General features: G+C 63.2%; 25 protein-coding genes. 13 read left to right on the top strand and 12 right to left on the bottom strand.

Annotated elements, in window-relative coordinates; translation table 11 throughout:
• Nucleotides 1–98 precede the first annotated feature (98 nt).
• Both FJ867_RS05280 and FJ867_RS29265 read left to right on the top strand, forming a co-directional pair.
• Complete coding sequence (locus FJ867_RS05280) at nt 99–761, top strand: hypothetical protein (protein ID WP_140816720.1); 663 nt, start codon at nt 99–101, stop codon at nt 759–761.
• 102 nt (nt 762–863) lie between these two features.
• Entirely contained in the window at nt 864–998 is a 135-nt protein-coding gene (locus FJ867_RS29265) for a hypothetical protein (protein WP_281405948.1), read from the top strand.
• Between the two features lie 3 nt (nt 999–1,001).
• Here FJ867_RS29265 and FJ867_RS05270 read toward each other — a convergent pair whose 3' ends face one another.
• On the bottom strand, nt 1,002–2,186 hold the full coding sequence (locus tag FJ867_RS05270) for a pyridoxal phosphate-dependent aminotransferase (protein ID WP_140816718.1): 1,185 nt from the start codon (nt 2,184–2,186) through the stop codon (nt 1,002–1,004).
• Nucleotides 2,187–2,269: 83 nt separating this feature from the next.
• On the opposite strand from FJ867_RS05270, the gene FJ867_RS05265 reads away from it, so the two are divergent.
• From FJ867_RS05265 to denD, 4 genes are read left to right on the top strand one after another with little or no spacing between them, the layout of a single operon-like run.
• Nucleotides 2,270–2,956 (top strand): GNAT family protein, encoded by a 687-nt coding sequence (locus FJ867_RS05265; protein WP_140566223.1) that lies wholly within the window; start codon nt 2,270–2,272, stop codon nt 2,954–2,956.
• Nucleotides 2,957–2,983: 27 nt separating this feature from the next.
• Complete coding sequence (locus FJ867_RS05260; protein ID WP_140816716.1) at nt 2,984–3,982, top strand: cation diffusion facilitator family transporter; 999 nt, start codon at nt 2,984–2,986, stop codon at nt 3,980–3,982.
• 60 nt (nt 3,983–4,042) lie between these two features.
• A complete protein-coding gene (locus tag FJ867_RS05255) occupies nt 4,043–4,255 on the top strand; it encodes a SoxR reducing system RseC family protein (RefSeq protein ID WP_140496258.1) in 213 nt (70 codons plus the stop codon).
• A gap of 12 nt (nt 4,256–4,267) precedes the next feature.
• Nucleotides 4,268–5,242, top strand: a complete 975-nt coding sequence (denD, locus tag FJ867_RS05250; RefSeq protein WP_140496257.1) for a D-erythronate dehydrogenase — start codon at nt 4,268–4,270, stop codon at nt 5,240–5,242.
• 149 nt (nt 5,243–5,391) lie between these two features.
• Here denD and FJ867_RS05245 read toward each other — a convergent pair whose 3' ends face one another.
• The 3 genes from FJ867_RS05245 to FJ867_RS05235 all read right to left on the bottom strand — a co-directional run bounded on the left by FJ867_RS05245 (nt 5,392) and on the right by FJ867_RS05235 (nt 8,241).
• Nucleotides 5,392–6,588 carry a nickel/cobalt transporter gene (locus FJ867_RS05245; RefSeq protein WP_140556582.1) on the bottom strand — a complete coding sequence of 399 codons (1,197 nt, stop codon included), beginning with the start codon at nt 6,586–6,588 and terminating at the stop codon, nt 5,392–5,394.
• On the bottom strand, nt 6,585–7,253 hold the full coding sequence (locus FJ867_RS05240; protein WP_140816714.1) for a DUF1007 family protein: 669 nt from the start codon (nt 7,251–7,253) through the stop codon (nt 6,585–6,587). The genes FJ867_RS05245 and FJ867_RS05240 overlap by 4 nt, the downstream gene beginning before the upstream one ends.
• Nucleotides 7,254–7,341: 88 nt before the next feature.
• A complete protein-coding gene (locus tag FJ867_RS05235) occupies nt 7,342–8,241 on the bottom strand; it encodes a LysR family transcriptional regulator (protein WP_140496254.1) in 900 nt (299 codons plus the stop codon).
• Between the two features lie 685 nt (nt 8,242–8,926).
• Between FJ867_RS05235 and odc2 the strand changes: the two genes are divergently transcribed.
• Nucleotides 8,927–10,060 (top strand): ornithine/lysine decarboxylase, encoded by a 1,134-nt coding sequence (odc2, locus tag FJ867_RS05230; protein WP_140496253.1) that lies wholly within the window; start codon nt 8,927–8,929, stop codon nt 10,058–10,060.
• A 267-nt stretch (nt 10,061–10,327) separates the two neighbouring features.
• The gene (locus FJ867_RS05225) at nt 10,328–10,885 is read left to right on the top strand and encodes an N-acetyltransferase (RefSeq protein ID WP_224618057.1); all 558 of its coding nucleotides are present in this window, start codon (nt 10,328–10,330) and stop codon (nt 10,883–10,885) included.
• Nucleotides 10,886–10,968: 83 nt separating this feature from the next.
• On the opposite strand, the gene FJ867_RS05220 is transcribed toward FJ867_RS05225, so the two are convergent.
• The 5 genes from FJ867_RS05220 to FJ867_RS05200 all read right to left on the bottom strand — a co-directional run bounded on the left by FJ867_RS05220 (nt 10,969) and on the right by FJ867_RS05200 (nt 15,228).
• Entirely contained in the window at nt 10,969–11,253 is a 285-nt protein-coding gene (locus tag FJ867_RS05220; RefSeq protein WP_140513660.1) for an SCP2 sterol-binding domain-containing protein, read from the bottom strand.
• A 236-nt stretch (nt 11,254–11,489) separates the two neighbouring features.
• On the bottom strand, nt 11,490–12,011 hold the full coding sequence (locus FJ867_RS05215; protein ID WP_140496251.1) for a hypothetical protein: 522 nt from the start codon (nt 12,009–12,011) through the stop codon (nt 11,490–11,492).
• A 30-nt stretch (nt 12,012–12,041) separates the two neighbouring features.
• Complete coding sequence (locus FJ867_RS05210; RefSeq protein ID WP_140496250.1) at nt 12,042–12,467, bottom strand: hypothetical protein; 426 nt, start codon at nt 12,465–12,467, stop codon at nt 12,042–12,044.
• Nucleotides 12,468–12,480: 13 nt separating this feature from the next.
• Nucleotides 12,481–13,080 carry a rod-binding protein gene (locus tag FJ867_RS05205; protein ID WP_181168318.1) on the bottom strand — a complete coding sequence of 200 codons (600 nt, stop codon included), beginning with the start codon at nt 13,078–13,080 and terminating at the stop codon, nt 12,481–12,483.
• Between the two features lie 174 nt (nt 13,081–13,254).
• On the bottom strand, nt 13,255–15,228 hold the full coding sequence (locus tag FJ867_RS05200) for a BTAD domain-containing putative transcriptional regulator (protein WP_140816712.1): 1,974 nt from the start codon (nt 15,226–15,228) through the stop codon (nt 13,255–13,257).
• 151 nt (nt 15,229–15,379) lie between these two features.
• On the opposite strand from FJ867_RS05200, the gene FJ867_RS05195 reads away from it, so the two are divergent.
• From FJ867_RS05195 to FJ867_RS05185, 3 genes are all read left to right on the top strand, one after another.
• Nucleotides 15,380–16,378 (top strand): DMT family transporter, encoded by a 999-nt coding sequence (locus FJ867_RS05195; RefSeq protein ID WP_140496248.1) that lies wholly within the window; start codon nt 15,380–15,382, stop codon nt 16,376–16,378.
• Between the two features lie 111 nt (nt 16,379–16,489).
• A complete protein-coding gene (locus tag FJ867_RS05190) occupies nt 16,490–17,131 on the top strand; it encodes a hypothetical protein (protein ID WP_246671678.1) in 642 nt (213 codons plus the stop codon).
• Nucleotides 17,132–17,165: 34 nt separating this feature from the next.
• Nucleotides 17,166–18,059 carry a DUF1194 domain-containing protein gene (locus FJ867_RS05185; RefSeq protein ID WP_318012902.1) on the top strand — a complete coding sequence of 298 codons (894 nt, stop codon included), beginning with the start codon at nt 17,166–17,168 and terminating at the stop codon, nt 18,057–18,059.
• A gap of 342 nt (nt 18,060–18,401) precedes the next feature.
• On the opposite strand, the gene FJ867_RS05180 is transcribed toward FJ867_RS05185, so the two are convergent.
• Complete coding sequence (locus FJ867_RS05180) at nt 18,402–19,196, bottom strand: SDR family oxidoreductase (protein WP_140816710.1); 795 nt, start codon at nt 19,194–19,196, stop codon at nt 18,402–18,404.
• Nucleotides 19,197–19,668: 472 nt separating this feature from the next.
• On the bottom strand, nt 19,669–20,247 hold the full coding sequence (locus tag FJ867_RS05175; RefSeq protein ID WP_140496245.1) for a TetR/AcrR family transcriptional regulator: 579 nt from the start codon (nt 20,245–20,247) through the stop codon (nt 19,669–19,671).
• An 80-nt stretch (nt 20,248–20,327) separates the two neighbouring features.
• Here FJ867_RS05175 and FJ867_RS05170 point away from each other — a divergent pair, with 80 nt between their 5' ends.
• Both FJ867_RS05170 and FJ867_RS05165 read left to right on the top strand, forming a co-directional pair.
• Nucleotides 20,328–20,690, top strand: a complete 363-nt coding sequence (locus tag FJ867_RS05170; RefSeq protein WP_140496244.1) for a hypothetical protein — start codon at nt 20,328–20,330, stop codon at nt 20,688–20,690.
• A gap of 90 nt (nt 20,691–20,780) precedes the next feature.
• Nucleotides 20,781–21,239 carry a nuclear transport factor 2 family protein gene (locus tag FJ867_RS05165; RefSeq protein WP_140513653.1) on the top strand — a complete coding sequence of 153 codons (459 nt, stop codon included), beginning with the start codon at nt 20,781–20,783 and terminating at the stop codon, nt 21,237–21,239.
• Between the two features lie 175 nt (nt 21,240–21,414).
• Here the strand turns inward: FJ867_RS05165 and FJ867_RS05160 are convergent, their stop codons facing one another.
• A complete protein-coding gene (locus tag FJ867_RS05160) occupies nt 21,415–21,798 on the bottom strand; it encodes a hypothetical protein (protein ID WP_140496242.1) in 384 nt (127 codons plus the stop codon).

Here is a 21,798-nt window from a genome sequence, read left to right as displayed (position 1 = left end):
TTCACCGGGCTTTTTCCGGGTCGGTCCTATTCACCGACAAAGTGTCAGTTGTGGGCGGCGTTCTAGGCCCCGCGCTATTTTTTGCTCGCGGTGAAGCTATGGATGCCGCCTATCAAGGTTACCTAGCTTGGACAATTCTATCTGTTGTCGGCGGCGGTGTCGCGCTCCGCCTGGTGACCGCCCCGTATTTTATTTGGAAGGATGACCAGAAGGAGATTGCACGGCTACGTGAAGCGATCGCAGATACATCGCGCAAACGGCGGCAGTTCTTTGAGGAAAGGTTCCTCTCCGAGCGAGCCAATCTAGCCATCGCCATGTCGAAATTTACCGTCCTTGATTTCCCAATCACGCAACTTGCTACGATCAACCCGGACGCAGAATTGAAGCCAATAACGGAAATGGCATGCATCTTCTTTGCGGATGGAAATTTCAAACGATACTGGAACAATTTTTGCAGCGGGCTGCGCTGGTCTGTCGATGGGTCTAAGTTCGTTGTCGCTGCCGGCGACCATTTGGTAGAGCCACAAAAGGTCGAAGTGGTTGACCGGATTATCTATGATCTAGCAGCCATGAAGGCATCGGCTATGGCCTTGGTGGCAATCCTAACTGAAGATCTACAACATGCCGAAGATTACCAGAAAAAACTTGAATCAGTTCACGAGACTTACGCCCATCTAAATAAGGATATTCTGCCTAACGAGCGATGGAAAATACCGCCGTCCCTATCGCCTCCAGACACTGGAGCAGAAACGCCGCCGTAAACTTCCGCCGCCGCCAGCCTTCTCGGTGAAAAGAATGGCGACTTCTTCGCCGGCGATGCGATCTATCGCGGGCGGCTGGTCGACGATCTTCCGGGTTCGGACGTGCAGTCCTACCGCACGACGATGCAGAGGCTTTTGCAGATCGAATTCAGCCGTGCCTATTGCGGACATGACGAGGCGATCGACCAGGCCGAGCTTCGGTTGATCGCAAGAGCCTATCTGGACAGCACCAGCTGAGCCTCACTTGGCCAGGAACGCTCCGATCCTGTCCAGCGCGCGCAAAATGTTCTCCTCGGAATTGGCGTAGGAGAGCCTGACATAGCCCTCGCCGAGAATGCCGAAATCGGGGCCGCCGATCAGTGCCACGCCGGCGTCGTCAAGCAGGGCGGAGGCGAGTTTCTTCGCCTTCCAGCCGGTCTTCGACACGTTGGGGAAGGCATAGAAGGCGCCCTTGGGCGTGATGCAGGATATGTTTGGCAGGGCGTTCAGTCCCTCGACCACGATCTTCCTGCGGCGGTCGAAGGCGCGCATCATCTTGTCGACGTCGTCCTGTGGGCCGTCGATGGCCGCGATGCCGGCAAACTGGCTCGGCGCGTTGACGCAGGACCAGCAATTGACCGCCAGCTTGCGCACTTTGTCGTAGAGATGGGCGCCCTTGTCGCCGTTCGGCCAGATCGACCAGCCCATGCGCCAGCCGGTCATCGCCCAGGTCTTCGACCAGCCGTTGAGCACGATCAGCCGGTCGCGGATTTCGGGAAACCCGAGCAGCGAGCAGTGTTTTTCGCCGTCATAGGTCATCACGTCATAGATTTCGTCGGAAAGGATGGCCACTTGCGGATGTGCTTCCAGTCCCTTGACCAGCTTCTCGATCTCGGCGCGCGGTGTGACGCCGCCGGTCGGGTTGGCCGGCGAGTTGAGGATCAGGAGCCGCGTCCTCGAGGTGATCAGCGCCAGCGTCTCTTCAGCCGAGAAGGCAAAGCCGTTCTCCTCGCGCATCGGCACGGGGATGGGTGCCGCACCGGTGAACTCGATCATCGAGCGATAGATGGGAAAGCCGGGATCGGGATAGAGGATCTCGGCGCCGGGCTCGCCGAACATCAGGATGGCGGCGAACATGGTCGGCTTGCCGCCGGGCAGGATCATCACCGCCTCGGGCGATACCTCGACCCCGGTCGTGGTCAGCGTGCGGCGCACCACCGCCTCGCGCGTCGCCAACACGCCGTTCGCCGGCGTGTAGCCGTGGTGGCCGTCGCGCAGCGCCTTGATCGCCGCCTCGACAATGTGCTGCGGCGTCTTGAAGTCGGGCTGGCCGATGCCGAGATTGACGATGTCGCGGCCTTGTTGGGCGAGTGCCGTGGCCCTCGCGAGCACGGCGAAGGCGTTTTCCTCGCCGAGACGATCGAAGGCCGAAATCGTGTGGAGCATTTTTCCCGTCCGTGTGGTTCTTGCTATGCGGTTGCGTTTTTGTGAGCTTCGGCCCGCAAAAGTCAAACGGATTGGAGCTTTCGGTGTCGGAAAATCTCAAGAACTGGCAACCGCGTCCGCGCCCGGAGCGCAAGGTGCTGGAGGGCCGCTATGTCAGGCTTGAGCCGCTGAGCGCCGCCAAGCACGGCGATGGCCTCTATGAAGCGTCTTCCGTGGCCGACGTCGATGGCCGCTTCGCCTGGCTGCCCGACTATCCGCCGGAAACCCGCGCCGCCTTCCAACCCTGGCTGGACAAGGTGGAGGCGAGCGAGGATCCGCTGTTCTTCGCCGTCATCGACAAAGCGAGCGGCAAGGTCGCCGGGCGCCAGACCCTGATGCGCATCGATCCGGCCTATGGCGTCATCGAGATCGGCAACATCTATTGGGGGCCGCTCATCGCGCGCAAGCCGGCGGCGACCGAGGCGCAATTCCTGTTCATGAAATACATTTTCGACGAGCTCGGCTATCGCCGCTACGAATGGAAATGCAACAACCGCAACGAGCCGTCGAAGCGCGCAGCGGAACGGTTCGGCTTCAAGTTCGAGGGCATTTTCCGCCAGCACCTGATCGTCAAGGGTGAAAACCGCGACACCGCATGGTATTCGATCATCGACAAGGAATGGCCGGCCTTGCGCAAAGCCTACGAGGCGTGGCTCGATCCGGCCAATTTCGACGGTGCCGGCCAGCAGAAACGACGGCTCGAGGATTTTCGCGCGGAATTCGGCGCCTGAGCTGAATCCGGGCATGGGAGTTTGCCATTGGCGCACAGTGACGACGACAGCCGGCACGACCACAGCGGGCACGGCCACAGCGGGCATAGTCATGGCTCGACCGACAAGAAGCGCGTTTTGATCGCGGCCTGCCTGACGGCGGGCTTCATGGTGGCCGAGGCGCTTGGCGGCCTCTTCACCGGCTCTCTGGCGCTGCTGGCCGATGCCGGCCACATGCTTGCCGACGCCATTGCGCTCGGCCTGGCCTGGTATGCGTTTCATCTTGCGGACCGGCCGGCGACCGTCCGCCTGACCTATGGCTTCGGCCGGGTCAAGACGCTGGTGGCCTACACCAACGGCATCGCCATCTTCGTCATCGCGCTGTGGATCGTCTACGAGGCGTGGGAGCGCCTGCAGACGCCGGCGCCGGTGCTGGGCGGGCCGATGCTGGTGGTGGCGATCCTCGGCCTGCTGGTCAACATCGGCTCCTTCCTGGTGCTGCATGGCGGCGACCGTGAGAGCCTCAACATGCGCGGCGCCATCCTGCATGTGCTCGGCGACCTGCTCGGCTCGGCCGCGGCAATCGTGGCGGCGATCGTCATTCTGGCCACCGGCTGGACCCCGATCGATCCGATCCTGTCGGTGCTGGTCTCGCTGCTGATCCTGTCCACGGCATGGTCGCTGATGCGCGCGGCCGCCCACGTCCTGCTCGAAGGGGTGCCGCCGAGCCTCGACCGGGACCTGATCGCCAGCGACATCGCGACGACGGTCCAGGGGGTGCGCGAGGTGCACCACATGCATATCTGGTCGATCGACGGCACCAGCAGCATGGCGACGCTGCATGCATGCCTCAACGAGGGCGTGGACGCGCACAAGGCGGTCAGCGCGATCAAGAAGCGGCTTGCGTCGGAGCATGGCATCAGCCATGCCACGGTGGAACCTGAATTCGGCCAGTGCGCCGACGACGGCGACGAGCACGACCATGGTCATGACCATGATCACCACCAGGGGCATGACGCGGCTTTGCATCATGGCCATCATCACTGACGCAGGGAATCCAAGCGCCTTGAATCCGAGCTCGACGACCCCTGGCCACGCAGGGACAGCATAATGGATCGCGATAGCAAGAACGCCGCCATCGCCGCGCTGTCGATCATGCTGCTGTTCGGCATTGCCGTTTATTTCCTGCCAAACATCATGCTGGCCCTCGGCGATCTGTCGACCGTGCTGGCCGGCATCTTCGGCACCGCGTTCGTGCTGGCGTTTTTCTTGGTGTTCTGGCTGCGCGCGCGCAGCCAACGCAAAAATCAGGGCAAATAAGGGAAGTTCGACATGCGCATTCTGATCACGGGCGCCGCCGGCATGGTCGGCCGCAAGCTCATTGCACGGCTGGCGAAGGACGGCAGGCTGCGCGGCCAGAAGATCACCGCGCTCGACCTGCACGACATCGTACCGCCACAGGCGCCGGCCATCGATGGCGTCAGCATCCACAGCCATACCGGCGATCTCGCCGAGGCGGGCGCCGCCGAGAGGCTGGTCGCGTCGCGGCCCGACGTCGTGTTCCATCTCGCCGGCATCGTGTCGGGCGAGGCGGAAGCCAATTTCGATCTCGGCTACCGCGTCAATCTCGACGGCACGCGCGCCTTGTTCGATGCCATCCGCCTGGCAGGGTTTGCGCCGCGCGTCGTGTTCACCTCGTCGATCGCGGTGTTCGGCGCGCCGTTCCCGGACGTCATTCCCGATGAATTCCACACTACGCCGCTGACCTCCTACGGCACGCAGAAGCAGATGAGCGAGGCGCTGCTGGCCGACTATTCCAGGCGCGGCTTCTTCGACGGCATCGGCATCCGGCTGCCGACCATCTGCGTGCGGCCGGGCAAGCCGAACAAGGCGGCCTCCGGCTTCTTCTCCGGCATCATCCGCGAGCCGCTGAACGGTCAGGAGGCGATCCTGCCGGTGCCGCGCACCGTCGTCCATACCCACGCCAGCCCGCGATCGGCGGTGAATTTCCTGATCCATGCGGCCGGGATCGACGGCGCCGCCGTCGGGCCGCGCCGCAACCTGACGATGCCAGGCGTCGCCGTCACCGTCGGCGAGCAGATCGAGGCGCTGGAACGCATCGCCGGGCCGAAGGCGGTGAGCCTGATCCGCGAGGAGCCGGACGAGACGATCTGGGCGATCGTCAAGGGCTGGCCGACGCGGTTCGAGGCGCGGCGGTCAAGGGAACTCGGCTTCAGTGCCGAGAAGAGCTTTGACGAGATTATCCGCGCTCATATCGAGGATGAACTCGGCGGCAAGGTGTATTGATATTCAGGTGATGCCGGCCTGCGAACGGCTGATACCTGCGCTTCCGGTGCTCACGTACTTTAAGTACGCTCCGCTCCGGTTCTCGATATCAACCGTTCTCGGCACGGCCTGACCTGAATCTCAACACACCTTGGGGCGCTACTTCCGGGTCAAACGCCACCCGTCAGGCTCGCCGACAGCAGCAGCAGTCCGAACAGGAACACGAAGGCGGCGCCGCCGATCTCGACGATCGAATGGATGCGGTTGCCCATGCGGCCGTCGCCGGCGAAATACACCGCCCAGTTCTTTGCGGTCACCGCGATCGTGGCCAGCGCCGAGACGGTTATGGCGGTGCCGATCGACATCGCCAGCACCGACAGCAGGCCGCCGAGCCACAGGCCATTGAGCAGGGCGAAGCTGAGCACGATCAGCGCGCCGGAGCAGGGGCGGATACCGACCGCGGCCACCGCCGTCCAGGCGGTGCGCCAGTCGAAGCGGTCGCCGGACAGCAGCGCCGGATCTGGCGCATGCGAGTGGCCGCAGGTCTCGCAGACCTCGCCCGCCGCGTGCGCGTGATCGTGCGCGCCATGATCGTGGTGATGGTCATGCGCGCCGTGGTCATGGTGATCGTGCGAATGGTCATCCCCATGGTCGTGATGTTCATGCCCATGCAGCGCGTTCGCCGAATGGCTGTGAGCGGCATGCGAATGGCCCGTGTGACCTGTATGACCGGCATGCGAATGGCCCGCATGGGAATGCCCCGCGTGAGCCGCCGACAGGCTGTAGGCGGGACCTCTGCCGAACAGGCGCAGGACGGAGGGGCCGAGCTTGCGCCACAGCAGCCAGGCGCCGAACAGGGTGACGAAGACGAAGCTCATGATCTCCATGAACCAGGCCGCGTCGGTCATCGAGACGGCGGTGCCGCGCAGGACGAAATAGGCGACTGCCATGACCGCGACCGCGGTCAGGCCCTGCAGCAGGGCCGAGACAAACGACAACAGGATGCCACGCCGCAGCGCCACTTCGTTGGCGACCATGTAGGACGAGATCACCGCCTTGCCGTGGCCGGGGCCGGCGGCGTGGAAAATGCCGTAGGCGAAGGACAGGCCGATGAGCACCCAGAGCTTGCTGTTGTCCTGGCGCATCGCCTTCATCGCCGTGGCGAGCGCGCGATAGAATTCCTGCTGCCGCAGATTGATCCACATCAGGATGTGGGCGAACGGGCCGGTGGTCGGCGCCATGCCATCGTTGACGCCGATGCCAAGCGAGCTCTGGGCATGAGCCGAGCCGGCGAAATGCACCATCGCGAAGCTGATGGCCAACAGGCCGAATGCCAAACGCAGGGACGGTCTCATCACCGGGTTCATCCTTCTGGCTGACAGGTCAGTTCGAGCTTGGTGGCAAAGATCTTGCTCATGTCGGTGCCTGTCGGGTCGTTGAAGAAGGCGTCCGTCAGGGTCTTCTGGTTTTCCTTGATGGCCTCATCCGGGTCGGGGCGGACCACCTTGTCGGTGCAGTTCGGGGGCAGGCCCTCGACCGTGATGTTGGCGTCCTCGGTGAAATCGATCGCCGTGTAGAAGGTCGGATCGTAGACGCCGATATCGATCTTGCCGGCGAGCTTGATCGGCGCCTTCGGTTCGGACTCGAACAGGATGATCAGCTGGTCGTTGTCGAAATCGGCCATCAGATGCGGCGGCGGCGTCATCGGCACGTCCTTGCCGTCCTGGGTGACGAGCTGGAAGTAGTTGAATTCGGCCAGCGAGGCGTGGACCGTGTCGGCGACCTCCTTCAACTCCTTGTCGTCAAGCTTCAGGTCGGAATTCTTGTCGAACTCCATCATGACAGTACTGGAAAACAGATCGTCGAAGCGCCAGAGATGGCGCAGCGCTTTCACGCTTTGGTGATCCGGGGAGAGGATCACGTCGAGGCGGGCCTCGGCGAAAACGTGCGGATGCACCTCGGCCGGTCCAACGGCGGCCAATGTCGCCGCCAGGGCCGAAGCCAGCATGATTGCGTGCCGTCTCAGATGCATTCGCGGTCGCGATTCCCTTGGCTTCGGAGAGAAGTGGACAGTTACCAGAAAGGGGGCGAAAATGGGACCGCGCCGCAATTGAAGGCGGTCATGCGGTTTCGCGCGTCCTGAACCACTGGACCAGGAAATCGACGAAGACACGCACCTTGGCGGGCAAATAGCGCCGGTGCGGATAGACGGCGAAAATGCCGGCACCCGACAGGGTGCGGTCATCCAGCACCGTCACCAGCCGGCCGCTCGCAATATCCGGCACGGCGATGAAATCCGGCAGGATGGCAAATCCCAACCCCGACAGGGCAGCAGCCCGCGCCGCCATCGGGCTGTTGACTTCGATCGGCCCGGAGACCGAGACGCTCACCGTATCCTCGCCGTCTCCCTTGAATTGCCAGTTGTTCAAGCCGCGGCCATTGGTGTCGACGATGCAGGGCATGCGGCCGAGATCCTGCGCCCGTACCGGCATGCCATGTTTTGCGATGAGTTCGGGAGATGCGCACAGCCGTGTGGAAAACGGCGCCAGACGCCTGGCGATCAGCGACGAGTTCTCCAGGCGCGAGATGCGCACCGCGAGATCGAAGCCTTCCTCGACGAGATCGACGAAGCGGTCGTCCAGCTGGATGTCGAGCACGATGTCGGGATATTGCTTGGCGAAGTCGATCAGCGACTGGCCGATCGGCGCGTCGGCGAAGGTGCGCGGCGCAGACAGCTTGATCCTGCCGCGCACGTCGCCGGACGATTCACGCACGGCGTCGGCAAGACTGTCGACCTCGCGCACGATCTCGGAGGCGCGGCGATAATAGGTGTGGCCGGCCTCGGTCATCGAGAACTGGCGGGTGGTGCGGTTGAGCAGCAGCGCGCCGAGCTCGTCCTCCAGCTCGCGCACATATTTCGACAGCAGCGCCTTGGAGCGGCCGATCTTGCGCGCCGCCGCCGAAAAGCCCTCGGCCTCGACCACGTCGATGAAGGCGCGCATGCGGGTCAGTGTGTCCATGAATCAGGCCTTTCGTGCGGCGTCGAGATTTCGGCCGAGCCGTATCAGGGCAATGTCGCCGCCGGAAGGGCCAGCGACAGGCCGGCCCACCGGTATCTTGCGAGGGTGCAGAAGGGGGTCGGGAGGGTCGTGCGTGCCTGTCATCGTTCGATATCCGGATACGGTGAAACCAACATTGTTCGATGCCGGAATTTTTACAACCTGCGATACGATTTTTATTGATTGTGAATCTCTCTGCCCCTATATCGCGCTTGCCCAAAGTCGCACGTGCCTGTGGGTGTCCGCCGATCCTCTGAATGGTGAGGGAAATCGGTAAGGTAACTGGAGCCAACCCCTCCAGTCGGTTTAGCGGCCAACCGCCAGACCGAGGACACCTTGAAGCAACGACGGTGCGGGCCTTTCTGGTTCTCTGCCGGTTGTCCAAAGACCGGGGTTACTGAAGAGGCACACCATCATTGCCGGCAGTGCGGAACGGGGTTCTCCCAATCCAAGCCAAGGCAGACAAAGCGAACCGAAGCCGGGCAAGGCCAAGGTTCATCGCCGCGAGACGGCGTTTCATGGTTCCGGGGTCTCCACCGGCTGGTTCCATGGATTTCCGTCCCGCCTTTGTCCACCGCGTGTTCGCGAGGCCGACAGCCCGCGTCCGCACCCTTGTGCGCGCCGAAAGGCGTGATGGAGAAACCCGATGGCCACGCAGCGCATCCTCGACTTCCTCGCCACCCGACGTCCGACCGGTCCTTGCCTCGTCGTCGACCTTGATGTCGTGCGCGACAATTTCCGTGCCTTCGAGAAGGCGCTGCCCGATTCCAGGATCTACTATGCGGTGAAAGCAAACCCGGCGCCGGAAATCCTGCGCCTCCTTGCTGCGATGGGCTCGTCCTTCGACACCGCTTCCGTTGCCGAAGTCGAGATGGCGATGGACGCCGGTGCGCCGGCGGACCGCATCTCCTTCGGCAACACCATCAAGAAGGAGCGCGACATCGCGCGCGCCTACCAGCTCGGCATCAAGCTGTTCGCCGTCGATTGCGTCGAGGAGGTCGAGAAGATCGCCCGCGCCGCTCCAGGCGCCCGCGTGTTCTGCCGCGTGCTGACCGATGGCGAGGGCGCCGAATGGCCGCTGTCGCGCAAGTTCGGCTGCGTGCCGGCGATGGCCGTCGACGTGCTGCGCCATGCCAAGGCGCTCGGGCTCGACGCCTATGGCGTGTCGTTCCATGTCGGCTCGCAGCAGACCGACCTGACGGCCTGGGATCGCGCGCTGGCCGACGCCAAGACCGTGTTTTCGACGCTCGCCGAGGAAGGCATCGTCTTGAAGATGGTCAATATGGGCGGCGGCTTCCCGACGCGCTACCTGCGCGACGTGCCGGCGGCCCAGGCTTACGGCCAGGCCATCTTCTCGGCGCTGCGCAAGCATTTCGGCAACGCCATTCCCGAGACCATCATCGAGCCGGGCCGCGGCATGGTCGGCAATGCCGGCGTCATCAAGTCGGAAGTCGTGCTGATCTCGAAGAAGGCCGACAACGACAATGTGCGCTGGGTGTTTCTCGACATCGGCAAGTTCGGCGGCCTGGCCGAGACGATGGACGAGGCGATCCGCTATCCCCTAGTGACCGCGCATGACGGCTCGGAAACCGCGCCTTGCGTGCTCGCCGGCCCGACCTGCGATTCGGCGGACGTGATGTATGAGAAGACGCCCTATCCGCTGCCTCTGTCGCTGACCATCGGCGACGAGGTGCTGATCGAAGGCACCGGCGCCTACACGACCACCTATTCGGCGGTCGCCTTCAACGGCTTCGAGCCTCTCCGATCCTACGTGATCTGACGGTTCGAAAGAACCGTCAGATCATCCCAGGTGGGCGTTTGTCGCCCATCCGGGCTCGCCTGTGGAACAGTCTCCGCTCGTGAAGGGATCGCGGAAATGGACATTGCAAATTTCGTTGTCGAAGGCGCTGCGCGCGACATCTCCCCCTCAGATGGGGAGATGGGCGCGAAGTGGCCGGAGGGGTTTGTCTCAGCCGCCTCGACGTCTCTTGGACCGCATGGGGCTAGCGCTTCACGCGCGGCGAACCCCTCTGTCGCCTTCGGCGACATCTCCCCCTCGAGGGGGGAGAGTGCCCGTGCTTTCGCCATCGTTGCCGAAACGCCTGATGACATCGCGGCGCGCGAGGCGTTGCTCGATGCCGCCATGGGGCCGAAGCGCAAGACGAAGTCGTCGGAGAAGCTGCGGCGGGGCCGGCGGCCCTCGGAAGGCCTGGCTTTCGTCGCGCGCGACGCATCGGGCGCCGTGATGGGCACGGTGCGGCTCTGGGACGTCACGCTGGGCGAGGGCGGTCCGGCAGCACTGTTGCTTGGGCCCCTGGCGGTCGCTCCTTCGCTCAAGAGTGCCGGCATCGGCTCGGCGCTGATGCGCCATGCGGTCGCCGAAGCCGCGCGTCTCGGCCACGCGGCGATCCTGCTGGTCGGCGACGCGCCCTATTACGGCCGCTTCGGCTTCTCAGCCGCAAAGACCGGTTCGCTGGCCATGCCGGGCCCGTATGAGCGGCATCGGCTGCTCGCGGTGGAACTGGTGGAGGGCGCGCTCGACGGCGTCCATGGCACGCTGAAGGCCGCGGGACGCAAGCTGAAGGCGCAGGCGCTGGCGGCCTGAGGCGCTGAGCCCCAAACGAACGAAAAACGCCGCCCGAAACGGCGGCGTTTTCGTTCCGAGAACAGTCTCGGCGGTCTTCTGTCTCAGCCGATCAACTGGCTGAGCGCCATGGCGACAGACATGTCGCCTTCGACCTTTATCTTGCCGGTCATGAACGCCATGGTCGGGTTGAGATCGCCCGATATCAGCGAGTCCAGATCGTCGAGCGAGAGCTTGATGGTGCAGTCGGCGGGGCCATCGGTGGTCGAGACATCGGCGCCGTCGATGACGATGACGCCATCGCTGCCGGTGTCGAATTTCACGGAACGATCGAACCCGCTGCTGGCCACGCGCGACCTGATCTTGTCGGCAATCTCCTGAACGCTCACGCTGTTCTCCTGTCTGGTTGCATCTGCCTGTTAGGTTGCATCTGCTTATCTGGTTGCATCTGTCGCGCCACGACACATCGATCCGCCCGAGGGCCATGCATCTTCGCGGCCACGGTCGCTGCCGCATATAGCTTTGGATTGACGTTTACGTCAACGCGAATTGCAGGGCCTGGTTCCTATCGCCGCACCGGGCGAGGACCGGATCACCGTGCCTGGCCAGTGGCATGCCCGGGGGCTCAATGCGACTTGAAGGCCTTGGTCATCTCGGACGCAGTGGCGCCGGCTTCCTGCCGGCGGCGCAACCAGTTGTCGCGTATCTCATCCTTGCTCAGGAAATTGACCTGATCGACCAGAACCTCATGCACCAGTGTGGCGCCGACGCGTGTGTTGACGGTATCGCGGATCGCGGCGCGGAAGGCGTCGAGGTCGATCGTCTCCTTCTTGGTGAAGTCGATCTGCGGATTGGAATACAGGTAGGAATAGACCTGGTCGGTGATCAGTGCCTCGGCCGGGATCGACAGTTTCTTGATCTGCTCGGGTTCGACCGTGTAGACCAACTTGGTCAGGAAATAACCGTCGATCCTGGCGTTGCGGATCAGCGGCACCGAGATGACCTCGGTCTTGACGTAGTCCAGCCCGCCCAGCATCGGCTTCGGCTTTTCGCCGACGCCGCGTTCGCCGGCGGCCTGGAACGAATAGAACACCGCGCCGAGGGTGGCGACGCAGATCCAGACCGCGATGGCGATGACCTTGACCATTCAGGCACCCGAGCCGGCGACCACCGCGCGCTAACCGCGCGCCCGGCCGAACTCGCCGGCGGAATAAGTGCCGTCGGTTTCGGCGCGCTGGATGGCGGTGCGCAACAGGCCAGCGACCTCGTTGACGGCGCTCAGATGCGCCAGGATCGCTGCCTCGTTCTTCGCAAGCTTCTGGCGAAGCCGGACAAGGCCTTCGCGGTGCTGTTCGAGGAACTCGGCTTCGCTGCCGCCGCGCATGGCACGGGTCAGTTCATAGAGATAGCGGCTCTTGCGCGCGTTCGATGCCTTGAGGTCGTAGCCGGTGTCGCTGCGCAGCCCGGCCGTTTCTTGCTCGACGACTTCCTCGATGCGGCCGATGATGGCGGCAAGGTTTCCGGGCCGCGCGAGTGCGACCGGGGCTTCCGATGTGGCCGTGCGCGCCGGCAGGTTGGCGGTGAATTCCGAAAAGTCGGCCATGGCGTTTCCCAGTCTAGATCTTGATGTCTGTCTTTGTGGTCGTTTCATCGCCGGTCATGGACCTGGCGGCCTTGCGCTGCAGTTCCTGGACGAGCGAGGTGGACAGACGGCTCTGCCGGTCGATCTCGGTCTTTTCAGGCCCGCCGGAGACTGGGCCGATCGGCACCTTGCGCTTGCCTTCGAGATAATGGTCGGCGAGCAGCGACTTGGCGATGCCGATGCCACCACGCTCGGCCATGACGTCGGCGACGCGCTCGGCGAGCTGCGATTTCCACATGTCGCCGGCCAGGCCCTTGCCGTACACGCCCTCGGTGTCCTTGGGCATCATGTTCTGGATGAAGGTCTGGAGCACCATGGCTTCGAATTTCTTGAACTTCTTGGATGGATCGGCCGCCATGGCCTGGTCGGCGGTGGCCCGCGACAGCATCGTCCCGGCCGAAGCGGCCTCGACCGAAAAGCTGCCGGCAACGCCGCCCGCATGCCTGGTCAGTGCGGCGCGCGCGGCCGCGAGATCCGCCGGCTCGGCTGCTCGGACAACATCCATCACGATGTCGCTGGGTGGAGAGATCGCCAAGAAAGTCCGCCTTTTATCGGTTTTCCTTGGCCAGACCATGCCTCAACAAGCTTGTGGCAGGCTTGCGGGCGGAGGAAGGAAGGCCAGGGTTCTCTGTATCCAGCCGCGTAGCCAGATTTTCAACAACGCATGTCGCGTAAAAAGTGGCTTCCGGTTTTGGGAGAACGACCTGCAGAAAGCGTCTCGCCCGAATCCGTTCGAACGCGAGGGGCTTCAGGACGGGGGAAGACCGGCCCTCGACAGCATTTCAAGGAACCGGGAATGGTGATGATCCTTCACATAGCGCGGCACAAAGCCAGGGCAGACATTGCTCAGATTGAGATGCGGAAGTTGTGACAGGCAATGATGGATGGCCCGCGACGCTTCATCGCGATTGCCGGTTGCGGCCGCGGCTGCGGCCCAATAAAGCGCGCCACGAACGAAGCCCGGCTTTGTCCTGACCACCTTGCGCGCGACCTCGAGCGCCCGCTGATCGTCTCCGCCGGCAAACAGCGCCATAACGAGCCCGTGGTGACGCCAGTAGTCGATGACGTCATGGGTTCCCAGCCGGATCGCCTCGTTCGCCTCGCGCACGGCTTCGCTGACCTGCCCGCGCAGCGCGAAGAGCATCGCAATATCGCCGTGGCCGCTCGGATAATTTGGGTTGAGGCTGATCGCGTGCCGGCATTCGACGATCGCCTCGTCGATACGACCGCAACTTTCGAGAGCGAATGACAAGATGCACCGGGCAATTTCATCGTCCGGCACCGCCCGCACCGCGGCCTCGGCAAGCGCCAGCGTATACTCGATATTGCCCTGCTCGCGGGGCAGCGCGCCAAACGCGATGCCCATGGAAATCATGATCGAGAGCGTCCGCTTCGCACGGGCGTTGTCGGGCCCTGTCGAGAGCGCCTTCGTCGCAAGTTCCATCCCGACCAGCAGCGAGTCGTGGGTCATCTCAAAATATTTCATGAGCGCCTCGTTCACCAACCTGCGCACTTCAGGGGGACCAGGCGGACTCTTGTCGCGGACCTTCCAGTTGGTCAGTTGAAGCTCGAGGATCACCGCCAGAACGACGGACTGGGCGATCCTGTCCTGGAATTCGAGCGCATTCTCGGACTGGCCGTCGAACTTCTGGGCCCAGACATGATGACCGCCGACGGCATCGACAAGCTGGATATTCACCCTCAACCCATTGCCGGATCTCTGGATGCTGCCGCTGAGCACATATTGTGCCCGCAGCGCTCCCGGCGCGTTACCTTCTTGGCGCAGGCCGACCTTATCTGTGGGGGGAACCGCGGAGAGCACGACATAGTCGGCCACCTCGGAAAGGGCTGTCGTGATGTCCTGGACCAGTCCCTTGGAGAAAAAATTGTCGCCTTGTTTTCCGGTCAGATTGGTGAAGTCGGCAACGCCAATGGAGGGGTGTCCGAGGCGATGGCTGGCCGCAACACCACTTGCCGACGGCGCGTGTGGCGCCGTGTCGGAAGCAAGCAGCAGGGACTGCCATAGTGCCCGCGTCTCTGGGCCGGCTTCGACGCCGAACTCCTTCTTCAGCATGCTTCTGCAAGCCTCGTATGTCCTGAGCGCCTTGTCGCGTTGACCACAAGCAAGGAGCAATTCCATCTTGAGCCGATAGGATTCTTCCCGCGCCGGATCCATGGCCAGGACGCGATCGGCCAGGACGAGGCCCGCTTCAGCGTCGACGAGGCGAGCCAGTTTCTCGAACGATTCAAGCGCACGACCGAGCAACCTGTCGCGTTCCGACGCGACCCAGTCGTCGAAGCCATTGCTTCCCACATGGAGCCCGTCGAGGAACGGGCCGGTGTAGTTCGCCAGAGCCTTTTCGAGTTCCTGCGCGGAGCGGGCCGATAAACCCGTCTCGAACTCCTCCACATCGACCCGGAACGCCTCTGGCCTGAGGTGGATCAACTCTCCGGTGGAATGGATAAGATCGACACCCGAGAGATCGCGGCGCAGGACGCTGAGCGCTTGGCGAAGACTGTTGCGCGAATGTTCGCCATCGCTGTCGCCCCATAGCAGATCAGCCAGTCTCTCCCGCGTCGCTGCCATGCCCGGACATCGGGCCAGATAAGCAACGATTGCCGGGCCGCGTTTCCCGACCAGTCGAAGCGGGCCAGTTGTTTCAATACGGAAGCCGCCGAAGAGTGAGATTCTATTTGCAGCGCCGCCGTCGTCACTTTGCATCTGCTGCCTCAGCCTGACGAAATTCTAACGCAAATCTAACGTTCCGCAATCGTCCGTCACCGCGCTTCAAGCGCTCCCGTGACGGCAGGTCATTTAGACTTCGCTAAATTAGGCGGCCAAGTCAACGCAATGCTTGGTTCAAGGGGGGCGCGTGTCCAGAACAAGAGCCAATTTGCTGCTGCTCCTTGCAGCCGCATTGTGGGGCTTCGGCAACGTCTCGCAAAAGACGGTGCTGGTCCATCTCGACGCCATGAGCGCGGTAAGTCTGCGTTGCCTGATCGGCGGGCTGCTGGTGCTGCCCTTTGTCTTGACCGAAAGGCGAGTGGCGATCGGGGCGGGCTATTTTCCGAGCCTGGCCAGGGTGGGCGCGCTGTTCGCCATCTCCATCACGCTTCAGCAGCTTTGCTATGTCGGAGCCTCGGTCACCAATGCAAGCTTTCTGGTGAGCACGGCAACCGTAATGACACCTCTGGCCGCCTGGTTGCTCGTCGGCGAGCGTCCGACAGCTGGCCTCACGATCGCTGCCGGGCTGACCCTGGTCGGAGCCCTGCTTTTGTCGGATGGGATCGGCGGCCTCGGCAGCGGCGATCTCACCGCCATCCTGTCGGCTGCCTGCTATGCGCTCTGGGCGGTCGAGCTCGGCCGGCACATGCAGGCCCATGCGCGGCCGTTCACCGCCGCCGCGGCACAATTCCTCGGCGCCGCAGTCTTCGCCCTGCCGCTCGGGGCAATGCAAGGCAACCTGTCGCTGGCCGCCGCATTCGCAGCCGGCCCGGAATTGGCGATACTCGGCGTCTTCTCCACCGCGATAGCCTTCGGCATACAGACGGCTGCCCTCCGCTTCACGCCGGCCAGCCACGCCGCCGTGATCGTCAGTGCCGAAAGCGTCTTCGGGGCGCTGGGCGCGACGATCTTTCTGGGCGAGCGGAGTTCGTGGCCGGGCGCCTTGGGAGCAGCGATCATTCTCGGTGCGATCCTTTCCGTGGCACGATCGAACCGAGCGCCGCAGGCACGTGCGTCCTTGCGGACCGCTTCGAACCAACGCTTCGACATTGCCCCTGCCTTTGCAACAGCGCCGGCAAGCGGGGCAGGCGAACGCCGCGTCAACAGTTCAGGTCCGGTGGAGGAATGCGATGACCACTGCCGCTGATGCGAACGTCGCCGTATCGAGCGCGGCCGGACAGGCCGCGGGTGCGCTGCGATGAACGCGTGGACAGTCCTTCTTCCGCTCGCACATTTGAGATCGGCCCTTGGTGCCCGCATGAAGGGACCCGGCGGCTATTACAACAGTGGCAACGCGCTTGGCCTCATCGTAGGTCTTGCAACCCAAATTGCGGCCGCGCCAGTCGGCCAGCATGAGGAAAGCGCTGTCATCGCGGCGGTGATGGACTATTTCGCGGGCAGCCATGGCACTGTTGCGCTCACCTTGGCTACCCTCGTCTTTTTCTGGGGCGGCGAAGCCTACCACCGGGCTTGGGCAAAGCCGGATGTTCCCGATCCCGCCCTCAATCGTCTGGGCGACTTCCTCTCGGGATTAGGCGCAATCGGGCTCGGCATCGCGCTCTTGCTGCTCGGCGACCCGTTGCTTGCGGCGACCTCCGGCCTGCTGCATGCGCTCGGCAAGTTCGGCAGCACCTTTCACAGGCCGGGCAGGCCGGTTCCGGTGTGGCCGACCGCCTGGCCCGATCCGTTCCGCAGTGCGGTGCTCGCCAGCAGGTTGCCGGCAGTGGTGGCGACAACCGTCGCCCTCGGCCAGGCTTTGCCGGTGGTCTGGTCGGGCGAGTCCTTCGCGGCACTCATCATGCCGCTGACGTTACTCGGCTGTTATCTTTTGTGGACCAAGGCCGATCTGCTGCTGTTCGGCGTCGGGTCCAAGGTCCCTCGTCAAATTTCCACATGTTGAAAATGGGCGGCTTTGACAACGATCGGTTGTCGCGATGGAGAATGGCATGTTTATAGGTATGTATCAGGACGCCGGTCCCTCTTCTGGAGCGGTCTCCTTTCGCGGGCGGGTGCAGCCGATAGGCGGGGCCAATCTTTTTTCGCCCACAAAGCCATCGGGAAGGGGGCTGGCAAGGCGAGCCAATTCACTCCTGAGACTGGCGGGGATACTTGCAGCTTCTGCGTTCTGGAATCTCCCGGCGCATGCAGCGAATGTCGACGTTGCCATCGTGTTCGCGGTCGACTTCTCGTCATCGATTGATCCAAAGATCGCCGATCTGCAACGCGAGGGACATGCCGCGGCACTCACGTCGCCCGAGATCATCGCCGCCATCGGCCGGAATTACGTCGGCTGCATCGGCGTGGCCTACTTTGAATGGTCGAGCCCCGGACACGCACGCACCATACTGCCGTGGACAAGCATTTGCGGACTGGAAGATGCAAGAGCGGCGGCGGCGGAGATCAGCAGGAAAGGGGATACCGGCGTCATCCGTCGAGGGCGATCCGGAACATCGGTTTCCTCGGCTATCGACATTGGCAGTCTTCTGTTGGACCAGTTTCCTGGAAATGCCGCCAAGAAGGTCATCGATATCTCTTCCAATGGTGAGAACAACGACGGACTTCCTGTTCAGCCGAGCAGGCTGAACGCCATTGCCAAGGGATATACGATCAACGCGATCGCCATTCCCACCGAAGGCGACGATCCCGGCAATTCGCTGGCATCCTATTTTGCCAAATCGGTCATTGGCGGTTCCCAGGCCTTCGTCATGACGCCGAAAGGGCCAAACGATTACAGCACGGCGCTTCGCCGCAAGCTGGTCACAGAAGTAAGCATGAACAACGAAGGGCAATTCCCGCAACCGGCGGACGAGCGCTCTTCCCAACCGTAATTCCGGACAGTGGCGCATTGCTGCACGCACGCGTAAGGGCCGAGAGCAGACGGCGGCTCCTGGCATCAGCAAACACAGCTTCCAGGCTGCTCGGCTCGACGCGCCGAGCCGTCAACTGACCTGAATACGGCGGTCACCTGTCCGTTGCTCTCCCGACAGGTATGTTTCTTGGCGATCCACGGCCCCTCGTCGATCTTGACCTCGGCCCGGTCGATCGGCGGCGCACCCCAGGCGGCTCGACGATCCGACAATCGCTGCCGACAGGAGTCACCCGAGCCGGCGCCGATTTGAGGCTGGCTCAGCCGCGGCGACCCTCATGCCACCGCGGCGGTGGGACGCGGCTCATCCGATCGAGCGGAGCACACCACCGTCGACGCGCAGTGCGGCGCCGGTGGTCGCCGAGGCCTGCTCGGAGCAGGTGTAGACGACCATGTTCGCGACTTCCTCGGTTGTCGCGAACCGGTTGATGAGCGTGGTCGGACGCAGCGATTTCAGGAAATTATGCTCGGCGTCCGTTTGCGTGATGCCCTGCTCCTTCGCGATGGCCTTCATCCAGCCGCCGAGAATCTCGGAGTCGGTCGGCCCCGGCAGGACAGCGTTGACCGTGACGCCGGTGCCACCGACAAGTTCGGCCAGCCCGCGCGACACGGCCAGCAACGCGGTCTTGGTCATGCCGTAGTCGATCATCTCCTTGGGGATAGCGAGCGCGGACTCGCTGCTGATGAAGACGACCCGTCCCCACCCGCGCTCGACCATACCCGGCATATAGTGGCGCGCGGCGCGCACGCCGCTCATCACGTTGAGCTGGAAGAGGTCGAGCCATGCGGCGTCGTCCTGCTCGAAGAAGCCATTGGGACGTGCAGTGCCAACATTGTTGACGAGGATGTCGGCATCCGGCGCCTGCGCCGCGAGCGCCGCCGAGCCCTCGGCCGTCGCGAGATCGGCGGCAATGCCGGTGAGGTCGGCGTCAGGCAGCAGCGCGCGCAGTTCCCGGAGCGTCGCGGCGACCCGCTCTTCCGTACGTCCATTGACGACGACGGCGGAGCCTGCGCGCGCGAGCCCTTCGGCGATCGCGCGGCCGATGCCGGCGGTCGATCCGGTGACGATGGCCTTGCGGCCCTTGAGTTCGATGTTCATGCCCTTGATCTCCGATTATAAATGGCCGGACGACCGGACAGATGGCCCGGAGGTCAGCTGATGCCGCTCAGCTAGATGAGCCGCGCGAGCGCGCGCAGGCGTTCCGATGTTAGTGCCGAAGGGCGCCGAGCCGGGTGCTTGCCACGCACACCGCCATTTCCTGGCGGCCGAACATACGGGCCAATGCCTGGCCAACAGCCCCAAATCTCATGGTGGAATAGCTCATCGCGCTTCTCCTTCGGGCGGACGCATCGCCGCTGCCTCACGCCAAGAGGTAGGCATGCCCAGGCGCGCTATGCAGTCGGAAGATACGCATTACGGTGGTGCGAAATCGCACCGGAGGCTTCACGTGACGACGCGAACTTCTCCATGATCGACCGGCTGGGACGACTATCCGTTACTTCCTCGCAGTCGCGCGCGGCGGTTCGGTCCGAGCGGTGAGCGATGGATCAGGCGCCGCTGCCCGCATGGTTCAGATGGCGACTGTCTCGCGAACCTGATCGGCCGCCGCATCCAGAAAAGCCTGCGCGAGGTCGGGGTCGTTGACCACCCGCGAGAGCATGACCGCGCCGACCATTGTCGAGAGAACGGCCATTGCCTTGTCGCCGGCCTTTTCGCTGTCGTCCTCGCCAACCCAACTGCCGAGCATCTCGAGGTACTCCTTGATGCCGGCCTCGAATGAGGCCTTCACCTCGGCGCCTTGCCTGGCCGCATCCGAGCCGAGCGCGACGACCGGGCAGCCGTCCATCTTTTCCGCGCGATGATCCATACTGAGGTAGAATGAGATCACCCCGTCGAGCGGTTTCCCAGGGTTTGCCGCGGTCGCGGCCGACCACTTGTCGGTGGCGCTTTCCATCGCGCGCCTGGATGCCTGCGCCGCCAGGTCGTCCTTTGACTCGAACTGCTTGTAAAAGGCGCCCTGGGTCAGCCCGGCGCCCTTCATCAGATCCTTGAGGCCAATGCCGTCAAAACCTCGCTCCCGAAAAAGGCGGCTTGCCACATTGATCACGGTTTCGCGGTTTTCCGCGGCCTGAGTGCGACTTACGCGCATCGCCATCTCCTTTTTTAGATTGCATTCGTAATCTATACATTATATAGAGGTCGAACGCAATCCAAAAAAGGAGATATGAGATGATCCGCAAAACCCTGAGTGCGTCCGTTCTGGCCGCGATGTTTCTTGCGAAACCGGCTTTTGCCGAGGAAGCGACCATCGGACGCCCGATCGAAGCTGCCAGCCTGCACGAGGGACAGCTCGACATGGTGGTCTACTACGTCCCGGTCAACGGCGGCCTGCTGGAGGTCACCGCCACCTTCGCGCCGAAGATCGGAGGTGATCCGCTGCGCTTCGTCATGGGCCTTGCTGACGGCGACTCCGTGGCCTTTTCCATGCCGGGCCACCAGGATTCGCTTTACGCGTTCTCAAGGTCGGGCGAGGAGGTCACGATCTCGACCGAGACCGACACATACCTGCGAGCCGACGCGACAATGCGCTGACGCGCAGACCCTGCGTGGCGTCGGCTGCGTCCGAACAGCTCGCCACAGGTACCTTCGATCGCGCTACCGAATGAGTTGGAGGAGAGTGATATGCTATATAGCTATTTTGTCGAGAAATCGATCCGAAAGAGCTTCGATGACGTCAACAATCATCGCTGGGATGCGGCGGTGAAAGCACTCGCGCCGCATGTCCATCATCGGGTTGGCGGCGCCCACGCGCTTGGTGGAGAGCGCCACGACAAGGAAGCCCTGCGCCGCTGGTTTGAACGCCTCGGCCGTGTTCTGCCCACCCTCCATCTCACGGTCAATCACATCTGGGTGGAGGGCTGGCCATGGCATACCACTGTGTTTGCCCAGTGGGATGGCACCGCGACCCTGCTCAACGGCGACACGTCGTACATCAACCGAGGTCTCCACGTGTTTACCCTGCGGTGGGGCAGGGTCCATGCGCTGGAGGAATTTTACGATTCACAGGCAGCGGCTCGCGGTCTTGCCCTCCAAGCGGCAGCGGGCCTCGAAGAAGCTGCCGCCGAACAGATAACAAGCTAGCTGAAAAGTCGCCTTTTTACGATCCTCCGCAATGCGGAGGCTCGGCACATTCTTCGACAGGCTGTACGGGCGGCTTCTGGGTAGACGCGAAATTGCATCCATAGCCCGTACGAGGCGCAAAGCGGTCAGTCAGGATTCCGCTGCGAAGGCTTGCTTTGCGTCCAGACCTCCTCCTCTACTCCTGTCCCCGCTTCTGCGCGATCAGATCGAGGCGTTCGCGGTCGGAGCGTTCGCGTTCGTCGCGGTTGCGCACGTCCTTGTAGGCGCGCTCGACCATGTTGGTGCGCGCGGTTGCCGACGCGACGAGGCCGGCCTCCTTCCTGGCGCTTTCGAGGTTCGCCTCCTGGCGCACGACGGCCTGGGCGATGCGGCGGTGGTAGAGATCGGGGAAAAGGCCGGAGAGGGAATTGTCCTTGTCGAAATGCTCGACCAGTTCCTTGGCCTCGGCTTCGGCGGCATTTGCGGCGGCGAGGAGGGTGGCGTGGCGCGTCTCGTGCAGCGCCTTCAACTGTTCCTGAACCTTGACCAGCTTCTTCAGGCGGTCCTTGCGCGTGCTCAT

Source organism: Mesorhizobium sp. B2-5-3 (assembly GCF_006441005.1).
In the GTDB taxonomy this organism is placed as follows: domain Bacteria; phylum Pseudomonadota; class Alphaproteobacteria; order Rhizobiales; family Rhizobiaceae; genus Mesorhizobium.
This window is presented reverse-complemented; position numbering and strand designations above follow the sequence as displayed.